The organism is Sphingomonas sp. NFX23 (genome assembly GCF_049887795.1).
Taxonomy (GTDB): Bacteria; Pseudomonadota; Alphaproteobacteria; order Sphingomonadales; family Sphingomonadaceae; genus Sphingomonas.
In genome coordinates this window covers 176,956-202,666 of record NZ_JAGEKH010000001.1, presented here as the reverse complement: position 1 = coordinate 202,666, position 25,711 = coordinate 176,956, and the positions used below count along the sequence as shown (strand labels likewise).

20 protein-coding genes are annotated in these 25,711 nt (G+C 67.4%); 12 read left to right on the top strand and 8 right to left on the bottom strand.

The features are described 5' to 3' along the window. From J4O76_RS00900 to mdoH, 12 genes are all read left to right on the top strand, one after another. Entirely contained in the window at positions 1 to 1,401 is a 1,401-nt protein-coding gene (locus tag J4O76_RS00900) for an FAD/NAD(P)-binding protein (RefSeq protein WP_426280386.1), read from the top strand. Next, on the top strand, positions 1,398 to 2,525 hold the full coding sequence (gene nhaA, locus J4O76_RS00895) for a Na+/H+ antiporter NhaA (RefSeq protein WP_426279757.1): 1,128 nt from the start codon (positions 1,398 to 1,400) through the stop codon (positions 2,523 to 2,525). The genes J4O76_RS00900 and nhaA overlap by 4 nt, the downstream gene beginning before the upstream one ends. Positions 2,526 to 2,652: 127 nt before the next feature. Continuing rightward, positions 2,653 to 3,501, top strand: coding sequence for a TorF family putative porin (locus tag J4O76_RS00890; RefSeq protein WP_426279755.1), 849 nt, complete (start codon positions 2,653 to 2,655; stop codon positions 3,499 to 3,501). Positions 3,502 to 3,616: 115 nt separating this feature from the next. After that, the gene (gene kdpF, locus J4O76_RS00885) at positions 3,617 to 3,706 is read left to right on the top strand and encodes a K(+)-transporting ATPase subunit F (protein WP_055875324.1); all 90 of its coding nucleotides are present in this window, start codon (positions 3,617 to 3,619) and stop codon (positions 3,704 to 3,706) included. A 12-nt stretch (positions 3,707 to 3,718) separates the two neighbouring features. Further along, positions 3,719 to 5,422 carry a potassium-transporting ATPase subunit KdpA gene (kdpA, locus tag J4O76_RS00880; RefSeq protein ID WP_426279753.1) on the top strand — a complete coding sequence of 568 codons (1,704 nt, stop codon included), beginning with the start codon at positions 3,719 to 3,721 and terminating at the stop codon, positions 5,420 to 5,422. A 14-nt stretch (positions 5,423 to 5,436) separates the two neighbouring features. Beyond that, positions 5,437 to 7,467: a potassium-transporting ATPase subunit KdpB gene (gene kdpB, locus J4O76_RS00875; protein ID WP_426279752.1), complete on the top strand. Its 2,031-nt coding sequence runs from the start codon at positions 5,437 to 5,439 to the stop codon at positions 7,465 to 7,467. A gap of 274 nt (positions 7,468 to 7,741) precedes the next feature. Next, on the top strand, positions 7,742 to 8,317 hold the full coding sequence (gene kdpC / locus J4O76_RS00870; RefSeq protein ID WP_426279751.1) for a potassium-transporting ATPase subunit KdpC: 576 nt from the start codon (positions 7,742 to 7,744) through the stop codon (positions 8,315 to 8,317). Further along, positions 8,314 to 10,974, top strand: a complete 2,661-nt coding sequence (locus J4O76_RS00865; protein ID WP_426279750.1) for a DUF4118 domain-containing protein — start codon at positions 8,314 to 8,316, stop codon at positions 10,972 to 10,974. The genes kdpC and J4O76_RS00865 overlap by 4 nt, the downstream gene beginning before the upstream one ends. Continuing rightward, positions 10,971 to 11,660, top strand: a complete 690-nt coding sequence (locus tag J4O76_RS00860) for a response regulator transcription factor (protein WP_426279749.1) — start codon at positions 10,971 to 10,973, stop codon at positions 11,658 to 11,660. The genes J4O76_RS00865 and J4O76_RS00860 overlap by 4 nt, the downstream gene beginning before the upstream one ends. A gap of 158 nt (positions 11,661 to 11,818) precedes the next feature. Beyond that, positions 11,819 to 12,061 carry a hypothetical protein gene (locus J4O76_RS00855; RefSeq protein ID WP_426279748.1) on the top strand — a complete coding sequence of 81 codons (243 nt, stop codon included), beginning with the start codon at positions 11,819 to 11,821 and terminating at the stop codon, positions 12,059 to 12,061. 90 nt (positions 12,062 to 12,151) lie between these two features. After that, on the top strand, positions 12,152 to 13,645 hold the full coding sequence (locus J4O76_RS00850; RefSeq protein ID WP_426279747.1) for a glucan biosynthesis protein: 1,494 nt from the start codon (positions 12,152 to 12,154) through the stop codon (positions 13,643 to 13,645). Continuing rightward, positions 13,645 to 15,450 carry a glucans biosynthesis glucosyltransferase MdoH gene (gene mdoH, locus J4O76_RS00845; RefSeq protein ID WP_426279746.1) on the top strand — a complete coding sequence of 602 codons (1,806 nt, stop codon included), beginning with the start codon at positions 13,645 to 13,647 and terminating at the stop codon, positions 15,448 to 15,450. Before J4O76_RS00850 ends, mdoH begins: the two co-directional genes overlap by 1 nt. Before the next feature lie 104 nt (positions 15,451 to 15,554). Here mdoH and J4O76_RS00840 read toward each other — a convergent pair whose 3' ends face one another. From J4O76_RS00840 to J4O76_RS00805, 8 genes are all read right to left on the bottom strand, one after another. Then, on the bottom strand, positions 15,555 to 17,054 hold the full coding sequence (locus tag J4O76_RS00840) for a DHA2 family efflux MFS transporter permease subunit (protein ID WP_426279745.1): 1,500 nt from the start codon (positions 17,052 to 17,054) through the stop codon (positions 15,555 to 15,557). Beyond that, positions 17,051 to 18,442: an efflux transporter outer membrane subunit gene (locus tag J4O76_RS00835; protein ID WP_426279744.1), complete on the bottom strand. Its 1,392-nt coding sequence runs from the start codon at positions 18,440 to 18,442 to the stop codon at positions 17,051 to 17,053. The genes J4O76_RS00840 and J4O76_RS00835 overlap by 4 nt, the downstream gene beginning before the upstream one ends. Positions 18,443 to 18,606: 164 nt before the next feature. Then, positions 18,607 to 19,509, bottom strand: a complete 903-nt coding sequence (locus tag J4O76_RS00830) for an efflux RND transporter periplasmic adaptor subunit (RefSeq protein WP_056065727.1) — start codon at positions 19,507 to 19,509, stop codon at positions 18,607 to 18,609. After that, positions 19,506 to 19,712: a DUF1656 domain-containing protein gene (locus tag J4O76_RS00825; protein ID WP_056065737.1), complete on the bottom strand. Its 207-nt coding sequence runs from the start codon at positions 19,710 to 19,712 to the stop codon at positions 19,506 to 19,508. Before J4O76_RS00825 ends, J4O76_RS00830 begins: the two co-directional genes overlap by 4 nt. After that, entirely contained in the window at positions 19,709 to 21,751 is a 2,043-nt protein-coding gene (locus J4O76_RS00820; RefSeq protein WP_426279743.1) for an FUSC family protein, read from the bottom strand. The genes J4O76_RS00825 and J4O76_RS00820 overlap by 4 nt, the downstream gene beginning before the upstream one ends. Before the next feature lie 10 nt (positions 21,752 to 21,761). Continuing rightward, a complete protein-coding gene (locus J4O76_RS00815; RefSeq protein WP_426279742.1) occupies positions 21,762 to 22,151 on the bottom strand; it encodes a MarR family winged helix-turn-helix transcriptional regulator in 390 nt (129 codons plus the stop codon). Positions 22,152 to 22,427: 276 nt separating this feature from the next. Further along, entirely contained in the window at positions 22,428 to 23,234 is an 807-nt protein-coding gene (locus tag J4O76_RS00810) for a TOBE domain-containing protein (protein WP_426279741.1), read from the bottom strand. A gap of 14 nt (positions 23,235 to 23,248) precedes the next feature. Then, positions 23,249 to 25,696: a TonB-dependent receptor gene (locus tag J4O76_RS00805; RefSeq protein WP_426280385.1), complete on the bottom strand. Its 2,448-nt coding sequence runs from the start codon at positions 25,694 to 25,696 to the stop codon at positions 23,249 to 23,251. Positions 25,697 to 25,711 lie beyond the last annotated feature (15 nt).

Sequence of the window (25,711 nt, the reverse complement as noted above, 5' to 3'; positions counted from 1 at the left end):
ATGGACGACCGAGCGACGATGCCGCGTATTGCGGGGCCCGAGGATCATGTCGTCGTCGTCGGGGGCGGGTTTTCGGGCGCGCTGTTCGCAGTCAATCTGATGCGCCACGAGGGGCCGCGCGTGACGTTGATCGAGAGGCGAGACCGGCAGCTTGCGCGCGGTGTCGCGTATAGTGCGGCGCATCCCGATCACCTGCTCAACGTCCGCGCGGGGAACATGAGCGCGCTGCCCGACGATCCCGACCACTTTGTCCGCTGGCTGGAGGCGCACGGCAAGGGCGACCGCAAGACCTTCGTCCCGCGCACGACGTATGGCGCGTATCTGCGCGAACTGCTCGACGCCGCGATCGCGGAGTCGGACGGCCGGCTGGTGCATGTCGAGGGTGAGGTCTGCGCGATCGATCCGGTCGAAGGCGAAGGCGACGGCGTGACGCTGACGATGGCGGACGGGCGCAAGATCGCCGCCGATACCGCGGTGCTCGCGCTCGGTAACCTGCCCCCGCACACGCCGCCGGGGTTGAAGCCGGACGCGCTGCCGGCTGGTGTCTATTACGCGGACCCGTGGGCGGCCAATCTCGCCGAGGGGCTGGGCGCGGACGATACCGTCGTGCTGGTCGGAACAGGGCTGACCGCGATCGACGCGGCGTTGCTGCTCGATGCGCAGGGGTTCGCCGGAAACATCCTGGCGATGTCGCGACGCGGATTGTCGCCACGGCGGCATGTCGATGGCGCGCCGGCGCACCGCGGTGTCTCAGACAAACCCCAGGGCGGGCTGACTGACCTCGTCCGCCATGTTCGTGCACGTGCCGCCGAAGAGGGCTGGCGCTGCGCCGTCGACGAGCTTCGTCCGGTCACGCAGATGCTGTGGTCGGCAGCGTCGCAGGAGGTGCGCGGACGCTTCCTTCGCCATCTACGCCCGTATTGGGACGTCCACCGCCACCGACTCGCACCGGCCGTTGCGGACCGTGTCGAGGCGCTCGTTGCGACCGGGCGGCTGACCTTCGCGGCGGGTAAGATCGTGTCCGCCGAAGCTGACGGTACGCAGGCAAGGTTGACGTGGCGACCACGGGGCGAGACTGATCCGGTCGTCACGCGCGCGGCGCGGATCGTCAATTGCACGGGGCCGCAGGGCGACCTGCTGCGCTCGGAGGAGCCGCTCGTGAAGCACCTGCTCGGAGCGGGTGCGATCCGGCCCGACCCGCTCAGGCTCGGCGTCGACGTCGATGCCCAGTCGCGCGCGATCCGCGCCGACGGGACCCCCGATGACCGGATCCACTGCATCGGGCCGATGACTCGCGGCGGGCTGTGGGAGGTGGTCGCGGTGCCCGATATCCGCGTCCAGAGCTGGGATCTCGCGCGCCGCCTGTCCAACGCGCAATGGGTCGGCGGCGAAGGTCTTTGACCGCGATCCGGCGCTTTTTCTCGAGTGATGCGGCGGGCGCCATCGTGCTGCTCGCGGCGGCGATAGCGGCACTGTTCGTCGCAAATTCACCGCTCGCGCCAACGTACTTCGCGACACTGCACCACGCAGTCGGCGGGATGAGCGTCCACCACTGGATCGACGACGGCGCGATGGCGCTGTTCTTCCTGCTGATCGGGTTGGAGGTGAAGAGCGAGTTCGTCTCGGGGCATCTCTCGACCTGGGGCGAGCGCATCATGCCCGGTGCGGCGGCGCTCGCGGGCATGGCGGTGCCGGCGGCCCTCTATGTGCTCGTCAATATGGGAACGCCCGACAATCTGCGCGGCTGGGCTATCCCGGCGGCGACCGACATCGCGTTCGCGCTCGGCATCCTTGCCCTGCTCGGATCGCGCGTCCCGACCTCTTTGAAAGTGTTGTTGACGGCGATCGCGGTGATCGACGACCTGCTCGCGATCCTCGTCATCGCGCTGTTCTACACCGGCCATATAGCGCTGTTGCCGTTGCTTGCGGCAGGCGCCGGGCTCGGCGTGCTCGTCATTCTGAACCTGTCGGGCGTGCGGTCGCTGGTGCTGTACCTGCTGATCGGCGTCGGGATTTGGTATGGTGTCTTGCTGTCGGGTGTCCATGCGACGCTCGCGGGTGTGGCGATCGCGTTGACGATCCCGCTGCGGACCGGGGACGGCGAGCCGCCGCTGAAGCGTCTCGAACACGCGCTCCAGCCCTGGTCGAGTTTCCTGATCGTGCCGGCGTTCGGGTTCGCCAATGCGGGCATCGCGTTCGGCGGGATGGTGGCGGCGGACGTGATCGCGCCGCTGCCGGTCGGGATCATGCTGGGGCTGTTCCTCGGCAAGCAGATCGGCATCTTCGCGACGATCCGCGGTCTCGTGACGTTCCGGCTGGCCGAGGCGCCCAAGAACGCGAGCTGGACACAGGTCTACGGCATGGCGGTGTTGTGCGGGATCGGCTTCACGATGAGCCTGTTCATCGGCGGGCTCGCCTTCGCCGGCGCGCCGCACGCGATGGACGCGGTAAAGGTCGGGGTGTTCGCGGGCTCGATCCTGTCGGGCGTCGCTGGCTGGCTGATCCTTCGCCGCACCGCACAATAATTCGACAATACTACGTGAAACATATGCTTCGCCCCGGCAATCGATCTCGAATTGCTACGTCGCTAGAGCCTAATTGCCAGTCCTCGCGAACCGCCATCCTTTCGGCGGCCCGCGCATGGGGACCACAATGCACATTCTTCGTTTCGTCGCCGCCACCGGACTTCTCGCCGGTATCGCCACGCCCGCGTTCGCGCAGGACACCGCGCCGCCTTCTCCCGTGACCGTCAGCGGTTCGGTGACGCTCGCGACCGATTATCGCCTGCGCGGCGTGTCGCAGTCGGACAAGGACGGCGCGATCCAGGGCGGGCTGACGATCGCACACGAGAGCGGTATCTACGTCGGCGCATGGGGCTCGAACCTGTCCGGCTGGGGCACGTTCGGCGGCTCGAACATGGAGCTCGACCTGATCGGCGGCTACAAGCACAAGCTCGCGAACAATGCGACGATCGACGTCGGCTTGACCTGGTACATGTATCCGGGCGGCGCCTCGAAGACCGACTATGCCGAGCCCTATGTGAAGCTCAGCGGCACGACCGGTCCTGCGACGCTGACCGCGAGCGCTTTCTATGCGCCGAAGCAGCAGGCGCTCGGCAAATGGTATCGCACCGGCGCCGATGCTGCGGCGGGAGTCTACACCGACGCGGGCGACAAGGAGGACAACCTCTACCTCACCGGCGACGGCGCGTTCGCGATCGCAGGGACGCCGATCACCGCCAAGGCGCATATCGGCCATAGCTGGGGCAATGATGGGCTCGGCCCCAACGCGACCAGCGCGGCGCCGACGGGTGATTACTGGGATTGGTCGCTCGGTGCGGACACTACGTATAAAAATCTGACGCTGAACGTGAGCTATGTCGACACAGACATCACGCGTCGCAGTGCTGCGTATCTCCAGCCGAGCTTCTCCCGCGGCCAGGACGGAACCGGATCGATCGCCGACGGCACCGTGGTTGCCTCGCTCACCGCAGCCTTCTGAAAGGAACCCAGCCATGCAGGACCTTCTCTGGATAGCCATCATGATCGGACTGGTGGCGGCGACGCTCGCCTATGTCCGCCTGTGCGACAACGCCTGAGCCCATGAGGACACAATCATGACCCTCGACCTCTGGCTCGCCGCGATCGTCGCGCTCGGGCTGCTTTTCTATCTCGTGGCGGTGCTGATCCGTCCCGAACGCTTTTAGGAGCGCGTCATCATGACATTCGAAGGATGGATCCTCATCCTGGGCTTCGTCGGCATCCTGCTGGCGTTGACCAAACCGGTTGGTATGTGGCTGTTCGCCTTGTACGAAGGCCGTCGCACGCCGATCCACGCCATCCTCGGCCCCGTCGAGACCGGCTTCTACAAGCTCAGCGGCATCGACCCGAAGGCGGAGCAAGGCTGGCGCCGCTACGCCCTCCACATGATCATGTTCAACGCGATGCTGATGGCGCTGACCTACGCGGTGTTGCGTCTGCAGGGCGTGCTGCCCGGCAATCCGCAGGGTCTCGCAGGGCTCAGCCCGCATCTCGCGTTCAACACCGCGATCAGCTTCACGACGAACACCAACTGGCAGAGCTATGCCGGTGAGACGACCATGTCGAACTTCAGCCAGATGTTCGGGCTGACGATCCACAACTTCCTGTCGGCGGCGACCGGCATCGCGCTGGCGTTCGCGCTGTTCCGCGGGTTCGCGCGGCGCTCGAGTGCGACGATCGGCAATTTCTGGGCCGATATGACGCGCGTCACGCTCTACGTGCTGCTGCCGATCTGCGTCGTCGTGACGCTCTTCTACATCGCCAGCGGCGTACCGCAGACGATGGCCGGTACGGTCGACATCACCACGCTCGAAGGGCTCAAGCAGACGCTGACGCTCGGGCCGGTGGCGAGCCAGGAAGCGATCAAGATGCTCGGCACCAATGGTGGCGGCTTCTTCAACGCGAACTCGGCGCATCCGTTCGAGAACCCGACCGCGCTTGTCAACCTCGTGCAGATGCTGTCGATCTTCCTGATCGGTTTCGGTCTCACCTGGACCTTCGGCAAGGCCGTCGGCAACACCAAGCAGGGCTGGGCGATCCTCTCGGCCATGCTCGTGCTGTTCCTCGCCGGCGTCACGATCACCTATTGGCAGGAAGCCGCGGGCAACCCGATCCTGCACAACATGGGCGTTGCGGGCGGCAACATGGAAGGCAAGGAGGTCCGCTTCGGGATCGCCGCGTCCGCCTTGTTCTCCGTCGTCACCACCGCCGCCTCGTGCGGCGCGGTCAACGGCATGCATGACAGCTTCACCGCGCTGGGCGGCATGATCCCGCTGCTCAACATCCAGCTCGGCGAAGTCGTCATCGGCGGCGTCGGCGCAGGCATCTACGGCTTCCTGCTGTTCGCCATCCTGGCCGTGTTCGTCGCGGGCCTGATGGTCGGCCGCACGCCCGAATATGTCGGCAAGAAGATCGAGGCGCGCGAAGTGAAGCTGGCGGTGCTGGCGATCGCCATCCTGCCGCTCGTCATCCTCGGCTTCACCGCGCTCAGCGCCGTGCTGCCGGACGGGCTCGCGGGGCCGCTCAACAAGGGGCCACACGGGTTCAGCGAGATCCTCTACGCCTTCACCAGCGCGGTCGGGAACAACGGCTCCGCGTTCGCCGGACTTACCGCCAACACGCCTTATTACAACGGCTTGCTTGGGGTCGCGATGTGGCTCGGCCGCTTCTTCATCATCGTGCCGATGCTCGCAATCGCCGGTGGTCTCGCGGCCAAGAAATACACGCCGGAAAGCGCAGGCTCGTTCCCGACGACGGGCGCGCTGTGGGTCGGCCTGCTGGTCGGGATCATCCTGATCGTCGGTGGCCTGACCTTCCTGCCGAGCCTCGCGCTCGGTCCTATCGCCGATCATCTCGCGATGATCAGCGGCAAAACCTTCTGACGGGACAAGCCAAAATGGCACGCACCCCTACCAAGTCGCTGTTTACTGCCGACTTGATCGTTCCCGCGATCGGCGACGCTTTCCGCAAGCTCGATCCGCGGCAGTTGATCCGCAACCCGGTGATGTTCGTCACCGCGGTCGTTGCCACGCTGTTGACGATCCTCGTCAATGTCGGCGGCGACGGGCTCTCGGTCGGCTTCAAGATACAGCTGGTGATCTGGCTGTGGCTGACGGTGTTGTTCGGCACCTTCGCCGAAGCGCTCGCCGAAGGCCGCGGCAAGGCGCAGGCCGCGTCATTGCGCGCGACCAAGGCCGAACTGACCGCCCGCCGCATGAAGGGCGACCAGGTCGAGTCCGTCCCCGCCAGCATGCTCCGCGCGGGCGACATCGTCCTGGTCACAATGGGCGACCTGATCCCGGCGGATGGCGAAGTCGTCTGGGGCGTCGCCTCGGTCAACGAAGCCGCGATCACCGGCGAAAGCGCGCCGGTAATCCGCGAGGCGGGCGGGGATCGCTCGGCGGTGACCGCGGGCACGCGCGTCATCTCCGACGAGATCCGCGTGAAGGTCACCGCCAATCCCGGCGAAGGCTTTCTCGACCGCATGATCGCACTCGTCGAGGGCGCCGAGCGGCAGAAGACGCCGAACGAGATCGCGCTGACGTTGCTGCTTGTCGGGCTGACGATCATCTTCCTGATCGCGGTCGGCACGATCCCTGGTTTCGCAAGCTATGCGGGCGGCCGCGTGCCGGTCGCGATCCTGGCGGCGCTGCTGATCACGCTGATCCCGACGACGATCGCGGCGCTGCTGTCGGCGATCGGGATCGCGGGGATGGATCGGCTGGTGCGCTTCAACGTGCTGGCGAAGTCGGGCCGCGCGGTCGAGGCGGCGGGCGATATCGACGTCCTGCTGCTCGACAAGACCGGCACGATCACGATCGGCGATCGCCAGGCGAGCGAGTTCCGCTCGGTCGGCGGCACGCGTGACGAGGATCTGGCCGAGGCGGCGTTGCTCGCCAGCCTCGCCGACGAAACGCCCGAGGGCCGCTCGATCGTCGTCCTCGCGCGCGAGAAGTTCGGCGTGACGACCAGCGAACTGCCGGGGGACGCGGAGGTCATCCCGTTCACCGCGCAGACGCGAATCTCGGGCGTGATCGTCGGGGGCTCGCTGATCCAGAAGGGGGCCGTGGACTCGATCCTGAAGGCCAATCCGGGGGCAGGAGCAACCGCCGCGGCCACCGAACTGCGCCGCATCACCGACGAGATCGCCCGTGCAGGCGGTACGCCGCTGGCGGTCGCACGCGACGGTCGGTTGCTAGGTGCGATCTTCCTCAAGGACGTCGTCAAGGCCGGCATCCGCGAGCGCTTCGGCGAGCTGCGCGCAATGGGCATCCGCACGGTGATGATCACCGGCGACAACCCCCTTACCGCCGCCGCGATCGCCGCCGAAGCAGGGGTCGACGACTTCCTCGCGCAGGCGACGCCCGAGGACAAGCTCGACCTGATCCGCAAGGAACAGCAGGGCGGGCGACTGGTCGCGATGTGCGGCGACGGTACCAACGACGCGCCGGCTTTGGCCCAAGCCGATGTCGGCGTGGCGATGAACACCGGCACGCAAGCCGCGCGCGAGGCGGGCAACATGGTCGACCTCGACAGCGACCCGACCAAGCTGATCGAGATCGTCGGTCTCGGGAAGCAGTTGCTGATGACGCGTGGTGCGCTGACCACCTTCTCGGTGGCGAACGACGTGGCCAAGTATTTCGCGATCATCCCGGCGATGTTCGTCGCGCTCTATCCGGGGTTGGGCGTGCTCAACGTGATGCGGCTGGGTTCGCCGGAAAGCGCGATCCTGTCCGCGATCATCTTCAACGCGATCATCATCCCGATGCTGGTGCCGCTTGCGCTGAAGGGGGTGGCGTACAAGCCGATGGCGGCGGGGCCGCTGCTGGCGCGCAACCTGGCGGTGTATGGCCTGGGTGGCCTGATCGCGCCGTTCGTCGGGATCAAGCTTATCGACCTTCTGGTCGGTGCGCTGGGGCTCGCATGATGATCCAGACCAGTCCGTTGCGCGCACATGCACCCTCGCACCGACCCCCAACACCACCCCGGCGAAGGCCGGGGCCCAGATGGAAAGGTCGCAGTAACGAAGCGCATCCGCAGTTAGCAACGTCACCCAACTGGACCCCGGCCTTCGCCGGGGAGGTGCCAGGTGGCTGGTCGCAAGCTTCGACGTGTGCCCTCACCCCAAAGAATTGTTCACCCGCGAAGGCGGGTGCCCAGACTGTGTCCCTGCCTTCGCGGGGACACATGGAGACGACAGCATGACTTCCGATTTCACCTCCGCGCTCCGTCCGGCGTTCGTCATGACGATCCTGTTCGCGCTGCTGCTCGGGATCGTCTATCCCCTGGCCATGACCGGGATCGGACAGGCCATCTTCCCCGCGCAAGCGAACGGCAGCCTCGTCATGGCCAACGGCAAGGCGATCGGCTCGACCGTCGTCGGCCAAGCCTTCACCACCGATCGCTATTTCCAGACGCGCCCCTCCGCCGCCGGCAAGGGCTATGACGGCCTCGCCTCGTCGGGTTCGAACTACGGCCCGACCAGCCAGGCGCTCGTCGACCGCACCAAGGTCGACGTCGCCAAGCGCCGCGCGGAAGGCGTGACCGGACCGCTGCCGGCCGATCTCGCCACCGCCTCGGGGTCGGGCCTCGACCCCGACCTGTCGCCAGCCTCGGCCTATGCCCAGGTCGCCCGCGTCGCCCGTACCCGCGGCCTTCCTGCCGACAAGGTCCGCGCGCTGGTAACCGCCAACGTCGACGGCCCGCTGTTTGGCATCCTCGGCGAGCCACGCGTGAACGTCTTCGCCCTCAACCGCGCCCTCGACGCAACGCATTGAACGACGACACGCGACCATCCCCCGAGGCCCTTCTGCGACAGGCGTCGCAGGAGGGTCGCGGCCGTCTGAAGATCTTCCTCGGCGCCGCCCCCGGCGTGGGCAAAACCTACGAGATGCTTTCCGAAGGCGCGGAACGTCACCGCGCCGGCGTCGACGTCGTCATCGGCGTGGTCGAGACGCACGGTCGCGTCGAAACCGAAGCGCTCACGCGGGGGCATGAAATCGTCCCACGAAAGGCGATCCCGTACGAAGGCCGCACGCTCGACGAGATGGACCTCGACGCCATCCTCGAACGCGCGCCCACGCTCGTCCTCGTCGACGAACTCGCGCACACGAACGCCCCCGGCAGCCGCCACCCCAAACGCTATCAGGACGTCGAGGAACTGCTCGCGGCCGGCATCGACGTCTATTCGACGATCAACATCCAGCATATCGAGAGCCTCAACGACGTCGTCGCCTCGTTCACGCGCGTCCGCGTCCGCGAGACCGTCCCCGACAGTATCGTCGAGGCCGCCGAGATCGAAGTCGTCGACATCCCGCCCGACGAACTGATCGAGCGGCTGAAGGCGGGGAAGGTCTATCTCCCCCACGAAGCCACCCGCGCCCTCGCGCACTTCTTCTCCAAGTCGAATCTGTCGGCCCTGCGCGAGCTCGCGCTCCGCCGTGCCGCGCAAGCCGTCGATGCGCAGATGCTCGAACACGTCCGCGCATTGGGCGTCGGCGGCACCTGGGCGGGCGGTGAGCGGATCGTCGTCGCGATCAGCGAGTTGCCCGGCGCGCTTGGCCTCGTCCGCGCGACCAAGCGGATCGCCGACGCGATGCACGCGCCGTGGACCGCGGTATATATCGAGACGCCCCGCGCGCAGACTTTCGGCGAGCCCGAGCACCGCCAGCTTGCCGCGGTTTTCAACCTAGCGACGCAACTCGGCGGCGATGTCGCGACTGTCCCGGCGACGTCGGTGGTCGACGGCCTGAAGACGTTCACCACCGAGGCGCGCGCGACGCAGCTGGTCGTCGGCAAGTCCACCCGCTCGCGCTGGTTCGAACTCCGTCACGGCTCGGTCGTCGACCAGATGGTCCGCGAGTCACCGGGGATCGCCGTCCACGTCCTGCCGATGGACCCGCCCACTGCGCCCCGCGGCACGCGCGTGCGGACCGGCGGATGGGGTAGCAAAGCCGGCTACGCCTGGACGACAGCGATGGTCGCGGGCGTTACCGGCGTGGCGAGCGCGCTGTTCCACATCCTCAACCTCGGCAACGTCGCGCTGCTCTATTTGCTGCCGGTGATGGCCGCGGCGAGCCTGTTCGGCCTGCGCACCGGGCTGTTCGCAGGCGTGGTTTCGTCGATCGCGTACAACTTCTTCTTCCTGCCGCCGACCGGCACGCTGACGATCAACAATCCCGAGAACGTGATCTCGATCCTCGTGCTGCTCGGCATCGCGTTCGTGACGAGCCAGCTCACGTCGCGGGTCCGCGCGCAGGCCGACATCGCCGCCGCCAGCGCGCGCACCAACGCCGCGCTTGCCGGGTTCCTCCGCCAACTGACCTCGCTCAACGAGCCGGTCGCGCTGGCCCGCGCGATCTGCGAGGAAATCGGCCGGTTGTTCGGCGTGCGTGCGGTGATCCTCGTCGCGGAGGACCCCGGCCTTGCGGTGCAGGCGGCGAACGGCGCGGACTACCGGCTCGAGACAATGGAGATGGCGGCCGCGCAATGGGCCTATGATACGGGCACGCCGGCAGGTCGTGGGTCGGGCACGCTGGCGGCATCGGAGTGGTTCTTCCAGCCGTTGCGCTCGGGCGAGCGGACGCTGGCGGTGCTCGGCCTTGCGCGTGAGGCGGGTGGCGATCCGGTGCGATCGGACCAGTTGCCGTTGCTGATGAGCCTGGTCGACCAGGCGTCGCTCGTGCTCGAACGCGCGCGGCTGGAGGTCGAGATGCGCGACGTCGATGCGGTGCGCGAGCGCGATCGGTTGCGGCAGGCGTTGCTGTCGTCGGTCAGCCACGACCTGCGCACGCCGCTGACCTCGGTGATGGCGGCGGCGGCGGAATTGCACCGCGGCGTCACGCCCGAGCTGATCGACACGATCGAGACCGAGGCAGCGCGGCTCAATCGCTTCGTCGGCAACCTGCTCGACATGGCGCGCGTGGAAGCGGGCGCGCTCCGGTTGCGGCTTGAACCAACCGATCTCACCGATGCGGTCGCGGGCGCGGTGCATGACACCAAGCGCGTGCTCGAAGGCCATGCGATCGACCTCGACGTCGCGCCCAACCTGCCGCTGGTCCGCGTCGATCCGCAATTGCTCCACCATTGCCTGCTCAACCTGCTCGACAATGCCGGCCGCTATGCCGACCCCGGCACGCCGATCGTGGTACGCGCGGAACACCGCTTCGGAATGCTCCGGCTGTCGGTGATCGACCAGGGACCGGGCCTGCCCCCCGGCCGCGAGAAGGAGGTGTTCGAGACGTTCCGCCGCCTCGAAGGCTCCGACCGCGCGGTCGGCGGCACCGGGCTGGGGCTTGCGATCGTGAAGGCGTTCGCCGAAGCGATGGGCATGACCGTCGAAGCCAGCAACCGCGAAGACCTCACTGGCGCGCAGTTCAGCCTGTGCTTCCCCGTGGCCTTGCTCGTTCGCGACATCGGTGGAGCGAACTTATGAGCACGCAAACGGTCCTGATCGTCGACGACGAACTGCATATCCGGCGGTTGTTGAAGAACACGCTGGAGCGGGCGGGGTACGGCGTCGAGGAAGCGGTCGACGCGCGTGAGGCGCTGCGCATCGCGGGAAGCCGGCCGTTGACCGCAGTGCTGCTCGACCTGGGGTTGCCTGATCGTGACGGGCTGGAACTGGTGCCGCTGCTGAAGAAGCTCGGCGATCCGATCATCCTTGTCGTGTCCGCGCGCGAAGCGACCGACCAGAAGGTCGCGGCGCTCGATCTGGGGGCCGAGGATTATGTGACCAAGCCGTTCGATACGGAGGAACTGCTCGCCCGCCTCCGCGTCGCGCTGCGCGGGCGGGGCGAGGCGACGTCTCGCCCGACGGTCCTGCATGCGCATGGGGTCGAGATTGATTTCGAACACCGCCTCGTCCGGCGCGGCAACGAGGAGGCGCATCTGACGCGGAAGGAGTTCGACGTGCTCTCGGCGTTGGCGGCGCATCCGGGGCGGGTGGTGACGCATCAGCGGATATTGGAGGCAGCGTGGCCGACCGATCATGACCGCCGGATCGAATATCTCCGCATCGTCGTGCGTAACTTGCGGCAGAAGCTGGAGGGGACAGGGGGAGTCGGCACGGTCATCGCGAACGAACTCGGCATCGGGTACCGGCTGTTGGTCGACGCCTGAACCGGGAATATTAGTGTGTTTCCCCGCAGCAGGTCGCCCCTGCCGCGCGAGGTTCCGGCTTTCGCCGGGATGACGGGGTTGCGCACTATGTGAACACTATGGCTCCCTTCGTTATCGATCTCGAACGCTTATGTGAGGGGAAATAGCTGAAGTGTCGCATGACCGACGCCCGCCGCCTCCGCACCGATCTCAGCCTCCGCGCGAGCGGTGTCCTGTCGCTCGCGATCGCCGCCACCGCGATCTACACGCTCGCTCGTCTCCATCAGCAAACCGGCGCACTCGCATTTCTGCTCGCCACGATCGGCTTCCTCTGCGCGAGTGCTGGCGCGATGTTGGTGGTCGTCGGTGGGCATATCCACGACCCGGTTAGGATCAGCGCCCGCTGGCAACGCGCGCGATAGGCTGCGCCCGCGGCGGGACCTGTCGACGCGCGCGCGTGTCGTCTCTATGCTACCGCATTGCAGCATGATGACGACAAGGGAGCGCTCTGCATGATCGGTCGACGCGAAGTAGTAACCGCGCTGGGTCTGTTGGGTGTCCTCCCGCAGGCCGCTGCCGCGATGCGTACGGCGCCCGGCAAGGCCGAGCCGTTCTCCTGGGACGCGCTCCAGCAGCGCGCCGCGACGCTCGCCACCAAGCCATATGCCGCCCCGGCCAAGGTCGCCGCCGCCGCCGCGATCGATTACGACAAGGTCGGCAGCATCCGCTACCGCGCCGACAAGACGCTCGCCGGTGGCATCCGCCTGTTCCCGCTCGGACGCTACGCGCCGATGCCGGTCGCGATCAACGTCGTCGAGAACGGGCAGGCGCGTCGCATCGAGTTCTCGCGCGACCTGTTCGAGGCGGAAGAGGGCCACGCCGCCGCGCTGGGCATCGCCGGATTCCGGGCGATGGCACCGGGCGGCACCAGCGACTGGATGGCGTTCCAGGGCGCATCCTATTTCCGCACCGCCGGCGCGCAGGACCAATATGGCCTGTCCGCGCGCGGGCTCGCGATCAACACCGGGCTGCCGGGCCGCGAGGAATTTCCCGACTTCACCGAATTCTGGATCGAGCGGACCGGCGCGGACGCATACACGATCTACGCGCTGATGGACGGCGCCAGCGTCACCGGGGCGTACCGCATCCAGTCGCGCCACATCGCCGGCGCTGGCGTCGAGCAGCAGGTCTCGTCCGTGCTCAACGTCCGTCGCGACATCGAACGGCTCGGCGTCGCGCCTGCGACCAGCATGTTCTGGTACGGCGAAGGCAATCGCGCCGCTGCGGTCGACTGGCGTCCCGAGATCCACGATTCGGACGGCTTGGCGCTCCTCACCGGAGCCGGCGAACGAATCTGGCGCCCGCTCAATAACCCGCCGCATGATACGCTGGACAGTTTTGTGGACCAAGCACCCAAGGGTTTCGGGCTGATCCAGCGCGACCGGAACTTCGATCACTACCAGGACGACGGCGCCTTTTACGATCGGCGGCCGAACCTGTGGGTCCAGCCGCAGGGTGACTGGGGCAAGGGCGCGGTGATGCTCTATGCGTTCCCGACCAACAGTGAGACGGTCGACAATGTCGTGTCGTTCTGGACCCCGGCCGCGCCTGCGAAAGCGGGGCAGCGGTTGCAGTTCGATTACTCGCTGTCGTGGAAATCGGTCGATCCGACCGCCGTCGCCGCGACAGCGCACGTCGTCGATTGCTGGCAGGGCGTCGCCGGCCGACCGGGCGCCGAGCCGGTGAAGGGCGCGCGGAAGCTCGTGGTCGATTTCATCGGTGAGGGTCTTGCTGGTCTCGATCGCCAGAGCGGCGTAACCGCCAAGATCGATGTCGTCCGCGGCAAAGTGCTCGCCAACGCGGCCTATCCCGTCGTCGGCCAGAAGAACCGCTGGCGCGTCACCGCCGACGTGGCCCCCGATGCGCAAGGGCCCGCCGACGTCAGGCTGTTCCTCACGCGCGGCGGTCGTGCGCTTAGCGAAACCGTCCTGACCCCGATCTTCTGATGCCCGCGATTCCCATGATGCCGGGCGAAACACCGATCGAGATGCCCCCGCAGCGTTTCGACGGCCCGCCGCCGCCTTGGTCCGCGCCTGAGCCGGGCCCGGGCATGGTCGTATCCTCCGACGACATGCTCGCGCGCCGCATCCTCCTCGTGCTGATGACCGGGTTGCTGGCCACCGCGGCGTCATCGGCGGTGCAGGAATCGCTGCTCGCCGACGGATTGAGCTTCTGGGACGCGGCATTGCTCGCGCTGTTCTTCCCACTGTTCGCCTGGATCGCGTTTGGCTTCATGAATGCGGCGATCGGCTTCTTGCTGTTGATGACCGGCGGGCATCCGGGGTTCGTTCCGACGCCGCGCCAGTCCGAACCACTCGAAGGTCGCACCGCGATCCTGATGCCGGTCCACAACGAGGACATCGACGCGGTTTTCGAGCGGATCGCCTGGATGGCGCGCGCGATCGCCGCCGGCGGTGTCGCCGACCGGTTCGATATCTTCATCCTGAGCGATTCCGGCGAAGCGGCGGAGGCGGCTGAGATCGCGGCGTGGGAGCGCCTAGCCCCGACGCTCGACTGCGCGCTCTATTACCGGCGCCGCACCGTGAACGTCGGCCGCAAGCCCGGCAACGTGGCGGAGTGGATCCGGCGGTTCGGCGGCGGCTATCGCTACATGCTGATGCTCGACGCGGACAGCCTGATGGGCGGCAACACGATCATCGGCATGGCGCAGGTGCTTGAGCGGCGGCCTGCGGTGGCGCTGCTCCAGACGGTGCCGGCTGTGATCAACGGCGTGACGTTCTTCCAGCGCTGGATGCAGTTCGCCAGTCGGTTGTATGGTCCGATTTCCACCGCCGGACTCGTATGGTGGTCGGGTTCGGAGGCGACCTTCTGGGGCCATAACGCGATGATCCGGATCGAGGCGTTCGCGTCGAGTTGCGGGCTCCCCGATCTGCCGGGGCGGGCGCCGTTCGGCGGCGTCATCATGAGCCACGACATGGTCGAGGCGGCGCTGTTACGGCGGCGCGGCTGGCGCGTCCATATGCTGATGACCGAGGAGACGTTCGAGGAATATCCGCCGACGCTGATCGATGCGGCGGTGCGTGACCGGCGCTGGGCGCAGGGGAACATCCAGCATCTAAGCCTGCTGACGTCGTCGGGGTTCCACTGGGTCAGTCGGCTGCAATTGCTGATGGGCGCGTCGGCGTTCATCACCTCGCCGGTGTGGCTGCTGATGATCGCGACCAGCGTCGTGCAGGCGCTGATCGGCGAGCGGAATATCGTCGAGGCGCAGACGTCTCTGCAGGTGCTGTTCGTCACGCTGTTGCTGCTGTTCGGGCCCAAGCTGCTAAGCGTGATCTGGGCGTTCTCGAATGCAGAGCGTCGCGCGGGGTTCGGCGGGCGGCGCGGGATCGTCAGGTCGGTGCTGGTCGACGTGCCGTTCTCGATGCTGTCCGCGCCGGTGATCGCGCTGACCCAGACGATGGACCTCGCGGGGATTCTAATGGGGCGGAAGTCCGGTTGGGCGCCGCAGAACCGTGACGCGCACGAGCTGTCGCTTGGCGACGTGATGCCGCGGTATCGCTGGCATGTCGGAGTGGGGGTGGCGTTGTTGCTCGTGACGCCGTTCGCGCCGGTCACGGCGGCGTGGCTTGCGCCGGTGACGCTGGGGCTGTTGCTCAGTCCGTTCCTGACGATTCTGACGGCGAGCGAGAAAGCGGGGCGGTGGGCGCTGTTGCACGGGATGTTCGTCGAGCCCGGCGAGCATGTATCGGTGCTCTCGCGGCCTTCGCTGCCGGCGCATAGCGGCTAGCCTCCGTCATCCTGACGAAAGTCAGGATCCAGGGTAACTAAGCGTCGCCGGTCTTGGCTCTGGATCCTGACTTTCGTCAGGATGACGGCGCGTTTTGAACCGATCTAAGCCCGGTGCCCGCTTAACTCCGCCCCCGCATTCACCGCAAATCGCCGGTTCCAGATCGTCGCTGAGGCCGACACCGCAGTCACCACCAGGAACGCCAGCGTGAAGTCCGTCAGCGCCGGCCGGGTCGCGCCCGTTCCCAGCATCCCGACATGCAGCGATGCCGCCCCCACGCAGATGCCGAGCGACAGCATCAGTTGCTGGAACGTCGCGTAGAAGCTCGTCGCGCTGCTCATCCGCGACGACGGGATCTCGTCGTACGCGATCGTATTGTACGCCGAGAACTGGAACGACATGAAGAAGCCCGAGATCATCAGCACGCCGAAGATTGCCGGGATCGGCCAGTCGGGGCGGAACAGGCCGGCGACCGCATAGCCCGAACTCGCGCAGAGTCCGCCGACGATCAGGCTGTTGCGGAACCCGAAGCGCCTGAGCACGCGCGGTGCGAGGCTCTTCATCATCAGCGAGCCGATCGCGCCGGCGATGGTGATCGCGCCGCTCGCCGCCGCGGTCATCCCGAACCCAAGCTGGAGCATCATCGGCAACAGGAACGGCTGCGCGCCCTGCGTGATTCGGGTCAGCGATCCGCCGATCACCGACAGCCGGAAGGTCGGGATGCGCATCAGCGAGAGGTCGAGGATCGGGTCGCTGCGATGTTTCGCGTGGCGGATATAGGCAACGCCCGCGACCAGCCCGACCGCGATCAGCACGATCGCACGCGCGAGTTCGCCGGTGCGGCTGGTCATCTCGAACCCGAACAACAGACAGCCGAGCGACACGCCCGACAGGATGAAGCCGGGTACGTCGAAGCGCGCCGGTTTGTTCTCGCGCACCTCGCCGATGAAGCGCGTCACCAGGATCACGCCGAGCAGGCCGATCGGGACGTTGAGGTAGAAGATCCAGCGCCAGTCGAGATACGTCACGATCGCGCCGCCGACCGGGGGACCCAGGATCGGGCCGATCAGCGCGGGCATGATCAGCCACGACATCGCCTGGACCATGTCCTCCTTGGCGACGCTGCGGAGCAGGACGAGGCGGCCGATCGGGATCATCATCGCGCCGCCAAGCCCTTGCAGAAAGCGGGCGATCATCATGAACGGCAGGCTGGTCGCCTGGCCGCACAGCATCGAGCCACCCACGAAGATCAGGATCGCCGCGCGGAAGATCGTCCGTGAGCCGAACCGGTCGGCGAGGCGTCCACTTGCCGGGATAAAGATCGCGAGCGCCAGCAGGTACGACGTCAGCGCCGAACTCATGCTGGTGGCGGGGACGCCGAAATCGCGCGCCATCGTCGGTAGCGCGGTCGCGAGCACGGTCGAGTCCATCTGCTCCATGAACAGCGCGCAGGCGATGATCAGCGCGGTGATGCGGTAGTTGCTCGGCGTGTGCGGCAGCGCGTCCGGGTCCTTGGCAACGCGCGCGATCGTGTCGGCGGCGGGCATGATGCCATCGCGGATTTCGCTGTTGATCGAGGCCAGCCCGCGGCGACGCAGCCTCAAGTCTGCCACCCCCCGCCGAGCGCCTTGAAGACGTCGACCTGGCGATCGACCAGCAGCGCATCGGACGCGGCGAGGTTGGCTTGCGCGGTGGTCAGCGCCGCTTGCGCGGTCAGCAGCGAGAGGAAGTCGGTGCGGCCGAAGCGGTAGAGCGTGCCGGCCTGATCCGCGGCGCGTGCGGCGCTGGACTGCGCGCGTCGGAGGGCTGCGTTGCGGTCGCCTTCGCGGGCATAGGCGGACAGTGCGGTCTCGGTCTGGCGGAGTGCTTCGAGCGTGGTCGAGTCGAACTGCGCGAGGGCCTGGTCCGCGGTGGCGCCGGCTTGGGCGATCTGCGCGCGGATGACCGGGCGGTTGGGGAAGCTCCAGCTGATCAACGGTCCGAGCCCGAGATGGAACGCATTGGTCGAGCCGAGCGACGAGACCGGCCCGGTGAACCCGGCCGAGCCGCCTAGACTGACCTGCGGATAGAGGTTGGCCGTCGCCACGCCGATCCGCGCAGTGGCAGCGGCGAGCGAGCGTTCGGCCTGGCGGATATCGGGGCGGCGCAGGATCAACGCGGTCCCGTCGCCGATCGGCAGCGGGCGGGTTAGCGCTGGGGGCTTCGCACAGGTCGCGACGTCCTTGGGATAGTCGGCGGGGGCGCGGCCCATCAGCGTGGCGAGGCGGTAGAGCGCGGCGGTGCGCGTCGCGACCTGTGAAGGGATTAGCGCCTCGCTCTGGTCGACTGCGGTGCGCGCGCGCGTCACGTCGAACGCGGTGCCGCGCCCGCCGCGTTGCAGGCGTTGCGTGACGTTTAGCGTCTGGCGTTGCAGTGCGAGAATGCGGTTGTTCGCGGCGAGCACCGAGTTGGCGGTGCAAGCGGTGGCGTAGCTGCGCGCGGTTTCCGCGGCGACGGTGACGCGGACGTTGTCGCGTGCGGCGGCGACCGCCTCGGCATCGCCTTGAGCCGCCTCGATCGCACGGCGGATGCGGCCGGACAGGTCGAGCGGGTAGGCTAGCGTGATGCCGAGGTTGTAGTCGAGCGTGCCGGGCAGGCTGCCGCCGGTGGTATAGGGACGGTCGAGCGATGTGCCGCCGCCGAGAGCGGTCGACAACGTGCGGCCCGCGGCGACTTCGGCGACGACCGCGTCTGCGCGGCGCAGGTTGGCGTCGGCGGCGCGGAGATCGGTGTTGGCGGCGAGCGCTTCCGTGACGAACGCGTCGAGGCGGGCGTCGCCGTAGAGTTGCCACCAGTGGTCGGGGAGGGGGGTGTCGGCGAACGCCTTCTCGTGGCCGCTGTCGAAACTGCCTTGGGCGGAGGGGCGGTTGACGACTGCGGACTCGGGGAGCGCGTAGTTTGGGCCGGCGGTCGTGCAGGCTGTTAGCAACGTGGAGGCTACCAGGGCAGCCATCGACGCAACCGCTCCCCTCCCTGGAAGGGAGGGGTTGGGGGTGGGTTGGCCTGCTTGAGGCACACCGGTGCGGATTTGTGGAAGCCGACCCACCCCCGGCCCCTCCCTTGAAGGGAGGGGGGAAGAAGGGGCGGTGCCTAGCGACGCGGGGCGGCGACCGAACATCATGCCGTCGTCCCCGGTGCGACGCGCGGCTGGACCGTCACCGTCGCCGTGCGGCCGACGATCAGCTGCGTCCCCTTCGGCACGCTGGTCAGCTTGACCCGCACCGGGATACGCTGTGCCAGTCGTACCCAGTTGAAGGTCGGATTCACGTTCGGCAGCAGGTTGGTCGTGTTGGTCCGCTCGCTGTCGTTGATTCCGGCCGCGATGCTGTCGACGCGGCCGTGCAACGCCTGTGGTTCGCCCATCAGGTGGACGACGACCGGATCGCCGACCCGGATGCTGCCGAGCTTGGTCTCCTCGAAATAGCCCTCGACGCGGAGCGAATCCGTATCGACCAGCGCCATCGCCTGCGCGCCCGTCGCGATATAGTCGCCAGGGTGGAGATCGAGATTGGTGACGATCCCGTGCACCGTCGCGCGCACCGTCGTCCGCGCGAGGTTGAGCGCCGCGGTGGAGCGTGCGCTCTGCGCCTGCGCCAGTGCCGCCGACGCTGTGGCGACGCGCGCGACGTTCTGCTCGTGCGTCTCCTTCGCGACCAGATCGCCGAGCGCCAGATCGCGCTGTGCCTCGCGTCGTGCCTGCAGTAGCGTCGCGCGTGCGCTCGCGATCGACGCGTCGGACTGCGCCAGCGTCAGCTGGAAGCGCGGACGATCGACCACGAACAGCACGTCGCCGGGCTTCACCGCCTGGTTGTCGTGCACCGCGACCTGCGTGACGAGGCCGGCGACGTCGGGCGTCACGCGGACGATGTCGGCGCGGATGTGCCCGTCGCGCGTCCACGGATCGGTCTCGTACCGCTTCCACAGCCACAGCGCGACCAGCACCGCTAGCGCGACGATGATCAGCGTGACGGCCGAGCGACCCAGCGGGGCGAACAGCGACTTGAGGCGGGAAGAGGTCATGCGGAAGGTCCGGTCAGCAGGGCGAGCAGCCCGAGGATGAGGATGAACAGCGCGAGGTCGACGAGCGGTCGATACGTCACCACGCGGTAGGCGCCCGCGAACGCGAGCAGCCGCGTGGCGATGCCGGTGAGGATTACCGCGGCGACGGCGAGCAGCAGGATGCTCGGCAGATAGACGCCGCCGATCGAGATTTCGCCGGTCATGCGGGTGCTCCGTAGGCTGGCGCTTGCGGGAAGAGGTTGCGGCGCAGCGAGGTCAGCGCGAGCACGCCTGTGCGGTGGCGATCGGGCGTGCTGGTCGCGAAACCGGTCATCGCGGCGTCGATTCCGGCGAGCAGGTCGGGTTCGGGTGGCGCGGGCTCATCCGGACGTAACGCACGGTAATGCGCGCCGATACCACGAAGGACCGGCGTGATCATCGCGGCCTCGTCGGGGGAGCCATCGATCCGCAACTGCTTGAGTTCGCCGACCGCGACGCCGACGCGCAGATCGGTCAAGGCGTCGAGCAGCGGCTTGCCCGGATCCTCGCCCTGCAAAGCAAGCCGTGGCGCGAGCAGGCCGATGCGGTCGAGCATCCGGGCGATCCAGCCCGCCGCGTCCGGGCGGCTCATCGAGTCGCTGCGCGCCGCCAGTTCGCGCCAGCCTGCGCGGATCAGCCGCCGGGCGCTGGTATCCGCGCCGATCGTCTGGAACAGGCCGACCGTGACGACCGCGAACAGCGTGCCGATCAACTGCGCGATGCCGCCATTGAGGAACGCGTCGAAGCTGCCACCGAACCGATCGTTGAGGCCGACCGTGTTCAGCGCCCCGAGCAAGCCGCCGAGCGTCATCAGCAAGGTCGCCGGACGGGCTAGGAACATCCCTCCGATCAGCATCGGCGGTGCGAGCACGGCGGCGAGCGTCACGAAATCGGTCACGCGCGGCAGAATCGCGAAGGCGTAGACGGCGGATATGACCAGCCCGATGATCGTGCCGTAGAAGAACGCCAGGATCGATGGTGCGGGGTCGTCGCTGTTGCCGAACAGCGCGCAGCACACCCCGGCGATCAGCACCGCGCCCGCCCCGTCCGACCAGCCCGTACCGATCCAGAAGACGCAGCCGAGCAGGATGGTGGCGACGGTGCCGGCGGCGGCGCGGAGTGCGATACCCCGGTCGCGGTGGAGCGGTCGCTTGGCGATCCGGGCGAGCAGCCGTGCGACCGCGGGCGTAACCGGCGCGCGCGACGGCGAGCGCATCTGGTCGCGCAGGTCGCGCGCGTTACGGTGCGCGTCGACCAGTTCGCCGAGCCGCGCGAGCAGGCTGAGCCGCAACGCATCACGCCAGATGAGCGTATCGCCCACCACCGGTTCGAGGACGCGGGCGCGTTCGATCAGTGCGTCCGCTGCCGCGCCACGCTCAGCGACGGGCGGCGGATCGCGCAACCATTCGCGGACGTCCTCGATCAGCGCGAGCGCTTCGGGGCGGGGCGCGTCGGCACCGCGCTTCAGTTCGACGATCCGGTCGTCGACCGCGCTCGCCAGGGGCAGCAGCATCGACAGTTCGGCCTGAAGCGCGCGCAGGGTCCGCGTGCGGGGCAGCAGGCGCGCGGTGTCGAACGGCAGGTGAATCGACAGCTGGTGAAGCTCGTTGATGTCGAGCGCCAGCCGTCGCCGATCGCGGTCGAGCGCGGCATCGGACGCCCCTGCAAGCGAATCCCGCGACCAGCGCTCGGCATCGGCCAGGATCGCATCGATCCGCGCGAGCAGAGTGGCGGTCACGGTCTGCGGGAAGACGAAGCCGTGGATCAGGCTCCCGCACAGAATGCCGATCGTGATCTCCTGCACGCGCAAGGCGGCGATCGTGAACACCGCGCCCGGCGTCGTGACCGACGGAAATCCGATGATGCTGGCCGTATAGCCTGCGAGCAGGAACAGATATGCGCGCGGCGTCCGATCGAGCAGCGAGATATACAGGCACAGCCCGAGCCACAGCGCCAGGCCGAGCGAGAGAAGCTCGGGCGCGTTGACCAGATTCGGTACCAGCACCACCGCCGCGGCCGCGCCGAGTACCGTACCGGCGACGCGGAACACCGCCTTCGACAGCACCGCGCCCGCCAGCGGCTGCGCGACGATGTACGACGTCGTCACCGCCCAATACGGACGCGTCAGGCCGATCCTGAGCGCGATGTAATAGGCGAGGAAAGCAGCGATCAGGCATTTGACCGAGAAGAGCGCTTCCTTCCCGCCGAACCGGGTGAGGTTCATCGTGCCGGGCTCATCGGGCGTGATCCGCCGTGAACCGTGCGCCGAGCCGCTCCGCGACGTGCAACGCAGTGGTGAGATCGTCGTCGGACACGTCGTCGAGCATCCCCGCGCGCAGGCTGGCGAACTTCGCCTCGATCGTGGTGACCAGCGCACGGCCGTGATCGGTCAGGCGAATGCGGCTGACGCGTGCATCGACGGGGTCGCGGCGACGCTCGACGAGGTTGGCGGCCGACATCTGATCGATCGAGCGAACCAGCGAGGCTTGCGTCACGTCGAGTTGGTTCGCGAGGTCGGTTTGGCGCACGTCGTCGCCGAGCCTCCCGACCTGGACGAGCGCCCAGCCGGTCGATGCCGACACGTTCATGTCGCGCAACGCCCGATCGGCCGCCCGCCGCCACATCTTCGCAAGCGGTAGAAGGGTGCGAGCGTAGGATGACTCGAGGATGGCGCGGGGGGAAGTCATTAGCGTGCTAAGTAATGGTGATCGCGTGTGCTGCAATGCGGAATCGGTTTATGACGGAAATGTTAGGATTGGCGTCCAAACCGATTGGCACCTCCCCGGCGGAGGCCGGGGCCCCGTTGGCAAGGCCTAGGTAACAGGGGGCAGTGTGTAGTTGGCGACGTCTCCCAATTGGGCCCCGGCCTCCGCCGGGGTGGTGCGCTCAACGGAAAGGTCTTACTCGACCGCCAGGATTACATGGCTCGCCTTGATCAACGCCAGTGCGCGCGTGCCGATCTGTAGGTCGAGCGCCTCCGCGCTCTCCTTGGTCAACGTCGCTGTCAGCGTCTTGCCGAGCGTCAGTTCCAGCGTCACCTCGCTGGAGATCGCGCCGTCTTCGCGTGCAATCACGGTCCCTGCCAATGTGTTGCGGGCCGAGGTCCGCAGGCTCTCGTCACCGCGTGCGAGGATCACGAAACTCGACTTGATCAGCGCCAGCGCGGTCGCGCCCGGTACCAGTCCCAGATCCTCGGCACTGCCGCGCGTGATCGTCGCGACGATCTCGACGCCGTCCGCCACCGCCAGCGTAACCTCGGCATCGATCGTCCCCGGCGTCACGCGCGACACGGTGCCGCGCAACACGTTGCGTGCGCTCGTCTTCATTCCGATTCCCCACAGCAACGGCTTCAGCGACAGCCCGTTCGATACGCTAGCCTCGATCCGCGCCATCGCGCTCGCGAGCTCCGCTTCGGCGACCGCATAGCCGTCGAGTACCGCCACGCCCGCCTCGGTGATCGGGCTCGCGCCGCCGTCCTTGCCGCCCGCCGCAGGGAGCACGAGCGGGCGGTCGAACAGATTGTTCATCACCTGCACCGCGTCCCATGCCGCCTTGTAGCTGAGGCCGACGACTTTCGCCGCGCTGGTGATCGAGCCGCCGTTGCGGATCGCGCGCAGCAGCGCGATCCGGTCGGCGCCGACGCGGCCGGTCTGGTCCTTGGCGAGCAGGATCGTGGCGTGGAGGGCGGGGTCCGGCGGTAGCGTCATAGCCCCCCTCTTACCTACTGCTTGATGCGGAAGGTAAGCCCGATCGTACGCGGGTCGCTCGGCGTGGCGAGGATCAAACCCGAATTGCCCGCCTGGATCGTCACGTTCTGGATGTAGTCTTTGTTCAGCAGGTTGCGCGAGAAGACGGCGAGTTCCCAGCCGTCCTTCGAGCGAAAGCCGATGCTGCCGTTGACGATCGTGTAGCCCTGGATGACCGTGAACGCCGAGCCCGAGGGATCACCGAACTGCCGCGTGCGGGTGTTAGAGTCGACATGGACGAAGCCGCTGCCGATGTCGGCGATCGGCTGGTTGTAGTCCGCGCCGAGCGTGTACGACCAGCGGGGCAGGCTCGACAGGCGCTGGCCGCTGAGATCGCAGAACGCCGCGGTGTTGAAGATCCGCTCGATCGGGCAGGGGGCGGCCGGGTAGGAATTGAACTTGCCGTCGGCGTAGGCGACGCTGCCGCGCAACGAGAGGTTGCGGGTGACGAGCGCGGTCGCGTCCGCCTCGAAGCCGCGGACGGTGACCTTCGGGATGTTGGCGAGGTAGGTACGCAAAGCGGCGGCGGCGCGCGTATCGGTCACGTTCGACTGGAAATCCGTGACACGCGTGTAATAGCCGTCGACGTTGAAGATCAGGCGATTGTCGAACAGCTGCGTCTTCAGGCCGATTTCGTACGCAGTGTTCTTCTCGGGGCGGACGACGGCGGTGCCGATCGCCGGCCGGTTCTGGTCGTTGAGCGGAAGGCCAGACATGTTGATACCGCCCGACTTCTCGCCACGCGCGTAGCTGGCATAGGCGAGGACGTTATCTGTCGCTTGGTACGCGATGTTGCCGCGCCCCGTCAGCGCGCCGTCCTTGTCGCTGGCGGCGTAGTTCTGGCCGCGCAGGATCGAGAGCTTGGCCGCGTTCAGTGCGGCGTTGGTGGTCTGTAAGCCGCCGAAGGTGAAGGTGTCGTACGTCCCTTCCTTCTCCTCATAGGTATACCGAAGCCCGCCGGTCAGCGTCAGGCGGTCGATCGGCTTCCAGTTCACTTCGCTGAACGCGGCATAGCTGTCCGAGCGGAAATCGGTGCGGCCGTCGGTGCCGTAGCCGTCGAGCAGGTTGTTCGGGACGGCAGTTGCAGCGGCGCCCGTGCCTGTCGACGTGCCGATCAGGTAGCGTGCAGCGGCGGGGCCGTAGATCGAGATCGGACGGCCGATCACGCGCTGGCGGAAGAAATACAGCCCGCCGACGTAGCTCAATTTGTGGTCGCCGTTCGAGGCGAGGCGCAATTCCTGGCTATACTGGTCCTGGCGCGATGGGATGTGCTGTTCGGTCTGGATCGGGATGCCGGTATAGTCGCGATCGTTGTCGGCATCCCAGTTCCAGAACCGCCATGCGCTGACCGAGGTGAGCGTCGCGGCCCCGAGGTTCCAGTCCGCGATCACGCCGACGCCGCCTTCGTTGGTATCGACGCCGAGCGCCGCGTCGATGTCGGTCTTGCGGTCGTACGGATTGGTGCTGGGCGGTGCGTAGTTGAACTGCGCGGCGAGGCCGGTCGGGCCGCCGAACTGGCGCGTGGCGGTGCGGAACAGACGGCCATCGGTACCACTGCCGGGCCGGGTCGCTACATTGTAATAGACCTGCGTGCAGCAGTTGCTCTGGAAGTTGGTGAAGTCGGCGCTGACCTTCACCTGGAACACTTCCGAAGGGCGGAACAGCAATTGCCCGCGGATCGCCTGGTTGCCGATGGTGTTCTGATCGCGGCCGGTGACGACGTTGTCGATCACGCCGTCGCGGCGCGTGCTGACCACCGACACGCGGCCGGCGAGCGTGTCGCCGACGATCGGGCCTGAGACAGCGCCCTTCACCTGGAGGAAGTTGTAGCTTGCATAGCTGATCTCCGCCTCGCCTTCGGTGGTGAAGGTCGGAGCTCTCGTCGTGATGTTGATCGCGCCGGCGGTGGAGTTCTTGCCGAACAGCGTGCCCTGCGGCCCACGCAACACCTCGACCTGCTCGATGTCGCTGAAGTCGAAGGCGGCGGTGGCGGGGCGCGCGTGATAGACCTGGTCGACATAATAGCCGACGCCGGGTTCGAGCCCGTCATTGGCCTGACTGACCGCGACGACGCTGCTGCCGAGCCCGCGGATCGTGAATGCGGTGTTGCGGGGGTTCGCGGAGCTGTAGTTCAGCGCGGGGACGAGCTGCGCCAGTTGCTGCGTGTTTACGGTGTAGGAGCGGTCGAGCAACGCGCCGCCGACGACGGATAGTGAGCCGGGGATTTTCTGCGCGTTTTCTGCGCGACGACGGGCGGTGACGATCACTTCCATCGAGATGTCGGGGTCGATGCTCGCCTGCGCGTTGCCTTCGGTGCGAGCCTGTTCCGGATTGGCGGCGCTGGCCTGCGCGGCTGCCATCATCGGCAGGCAAGTTGTAGCCAGCAGCGCGGCACTCAGCCGCGTGAAATCATGTCCCCGCATTGTCGTCACCCCTTC

Excerpts from the sequence above, each read along its gene's own strand:
- J4O76_RS00900 (WP_426280386.1), top strand. The coding sequence starts at position 1 with ATGGACGACCGAGCGACGATGCCGCGTATTGCGGGGCCCGAGGATCAT.
- J4O76_RS00890 (WP_426279755.1), top strand. The coding sequence starts at position 2,653 with ATGCACATTCTTCGTTTCGTCGCCGCCACCGGACTTCTCGCCGGTATC.
- kdpF (WP_055875324.1), top strand. The coding sequence starts at position 3,617 with ATGACCCTCGACCTCTGGCTCGCCGCGATCGTCGCGCTCGGGCTGCTT.
- kdpA (WP_426279753.1), top strand. The coding sequence starts at position 3,719 with ATGACATTCGAAGGATGGATCCTCATCCTGGGCTTCGTCGGCATCCTG.
- kdpB (WP_426279752.1), top strand. The coding sequence starts at position 5,437 with ATGGCACGCACCCCTACCAAGTCGCTGTTTACTGCCGACTTGATCGTT.
- kdpC (WP_426279751.1), top strand. The coding sequence starts at position 7,742 with ATGACTTCCGATTTCACCTCCGCGCTCCGTCCGGCGTTCGTCATGACG.
- J4O76_RS00860 (WP_426279749.1), top strand. The coding sequence starts at position 10,971 with ATGAGCACGCAAACGGTCCTGATCGTCGACGACGAACTGCATATCCGG.
- J4O76_RS00855 (WP_426279748.1), top strand. The coding sequence starts at position 11,819 with ATGACCGACGCCCGCCGCCTCCGCACCGATCTCAGCCTCCGCGCGAGC.
- J4O76_RS00850 (WP_426279747.1), top strand. The coding sequence starts at position 12,152 with ATGATCGGTCGACGCGAAGTAGTAACCGCGCTGGGTCTGTTGGGTGTC.
- mdoH (WP_426279746.1), top strand. The coding sequence starts at position 13,645 with ATGCCCGCGATTCCCATGATGCCGGGCGAAACACCGATCGAGATGCCC.
- J4O76_RS00835 (WP_426279744.1), bottom strand. The coding sequence starts at position 18,442 with ATGGCTGCCCTGGTAGCCTCCACGTTGCTAACAGCCTGCACGACCGCC.
- J4O76_RS00830 (WP_056065727.1), bottom strand. The coding sequence starts at position 19,509 with ATGACCTCTTCCCGCCTCAAGTCGCTGTTCGCCCCGCTGGGTCGCTCG.
- J4O76_RS00825 (WP_056065737.1), bottom strand. The coding sequence starts at position 19,712 with ATGACCGGCGAAATCTCGATCGGCGGCGTCTATCTGCCGAGCATCCTG.
- J4O76_RS00820 (WP_426279743.1), bottom strand. The coding sequence starts at position 21,751 with ATGAACCTCACCCGGTTCGGCGGGAAGGAAGCGCTCTTCTCGGTCAAA.
- J4O76_RS00815 (WP_426279742.1), bottom strand. The coding sequence starts at position 22,151 with ATGTGGCGGCGGGCGGCCGATCGGGCGTTGCGCGACATGAACGTGTCG.
- J4O76_RS00810 (WP_426279741.1), bottom strand. The coding sequence starts at position 23,234 with ATGACGCTACCGCCGGACCCCGCCCTCCACGCCACGATCCTGCTCGCC.
- J4O76_RS00805 (WP_426280385.1), bottom strand. The coding sequence starts at position 25,696 with ATGCGGGGACATGATTTCACGCGGCTGAGTGCCGCGCTGCTGGCTACA.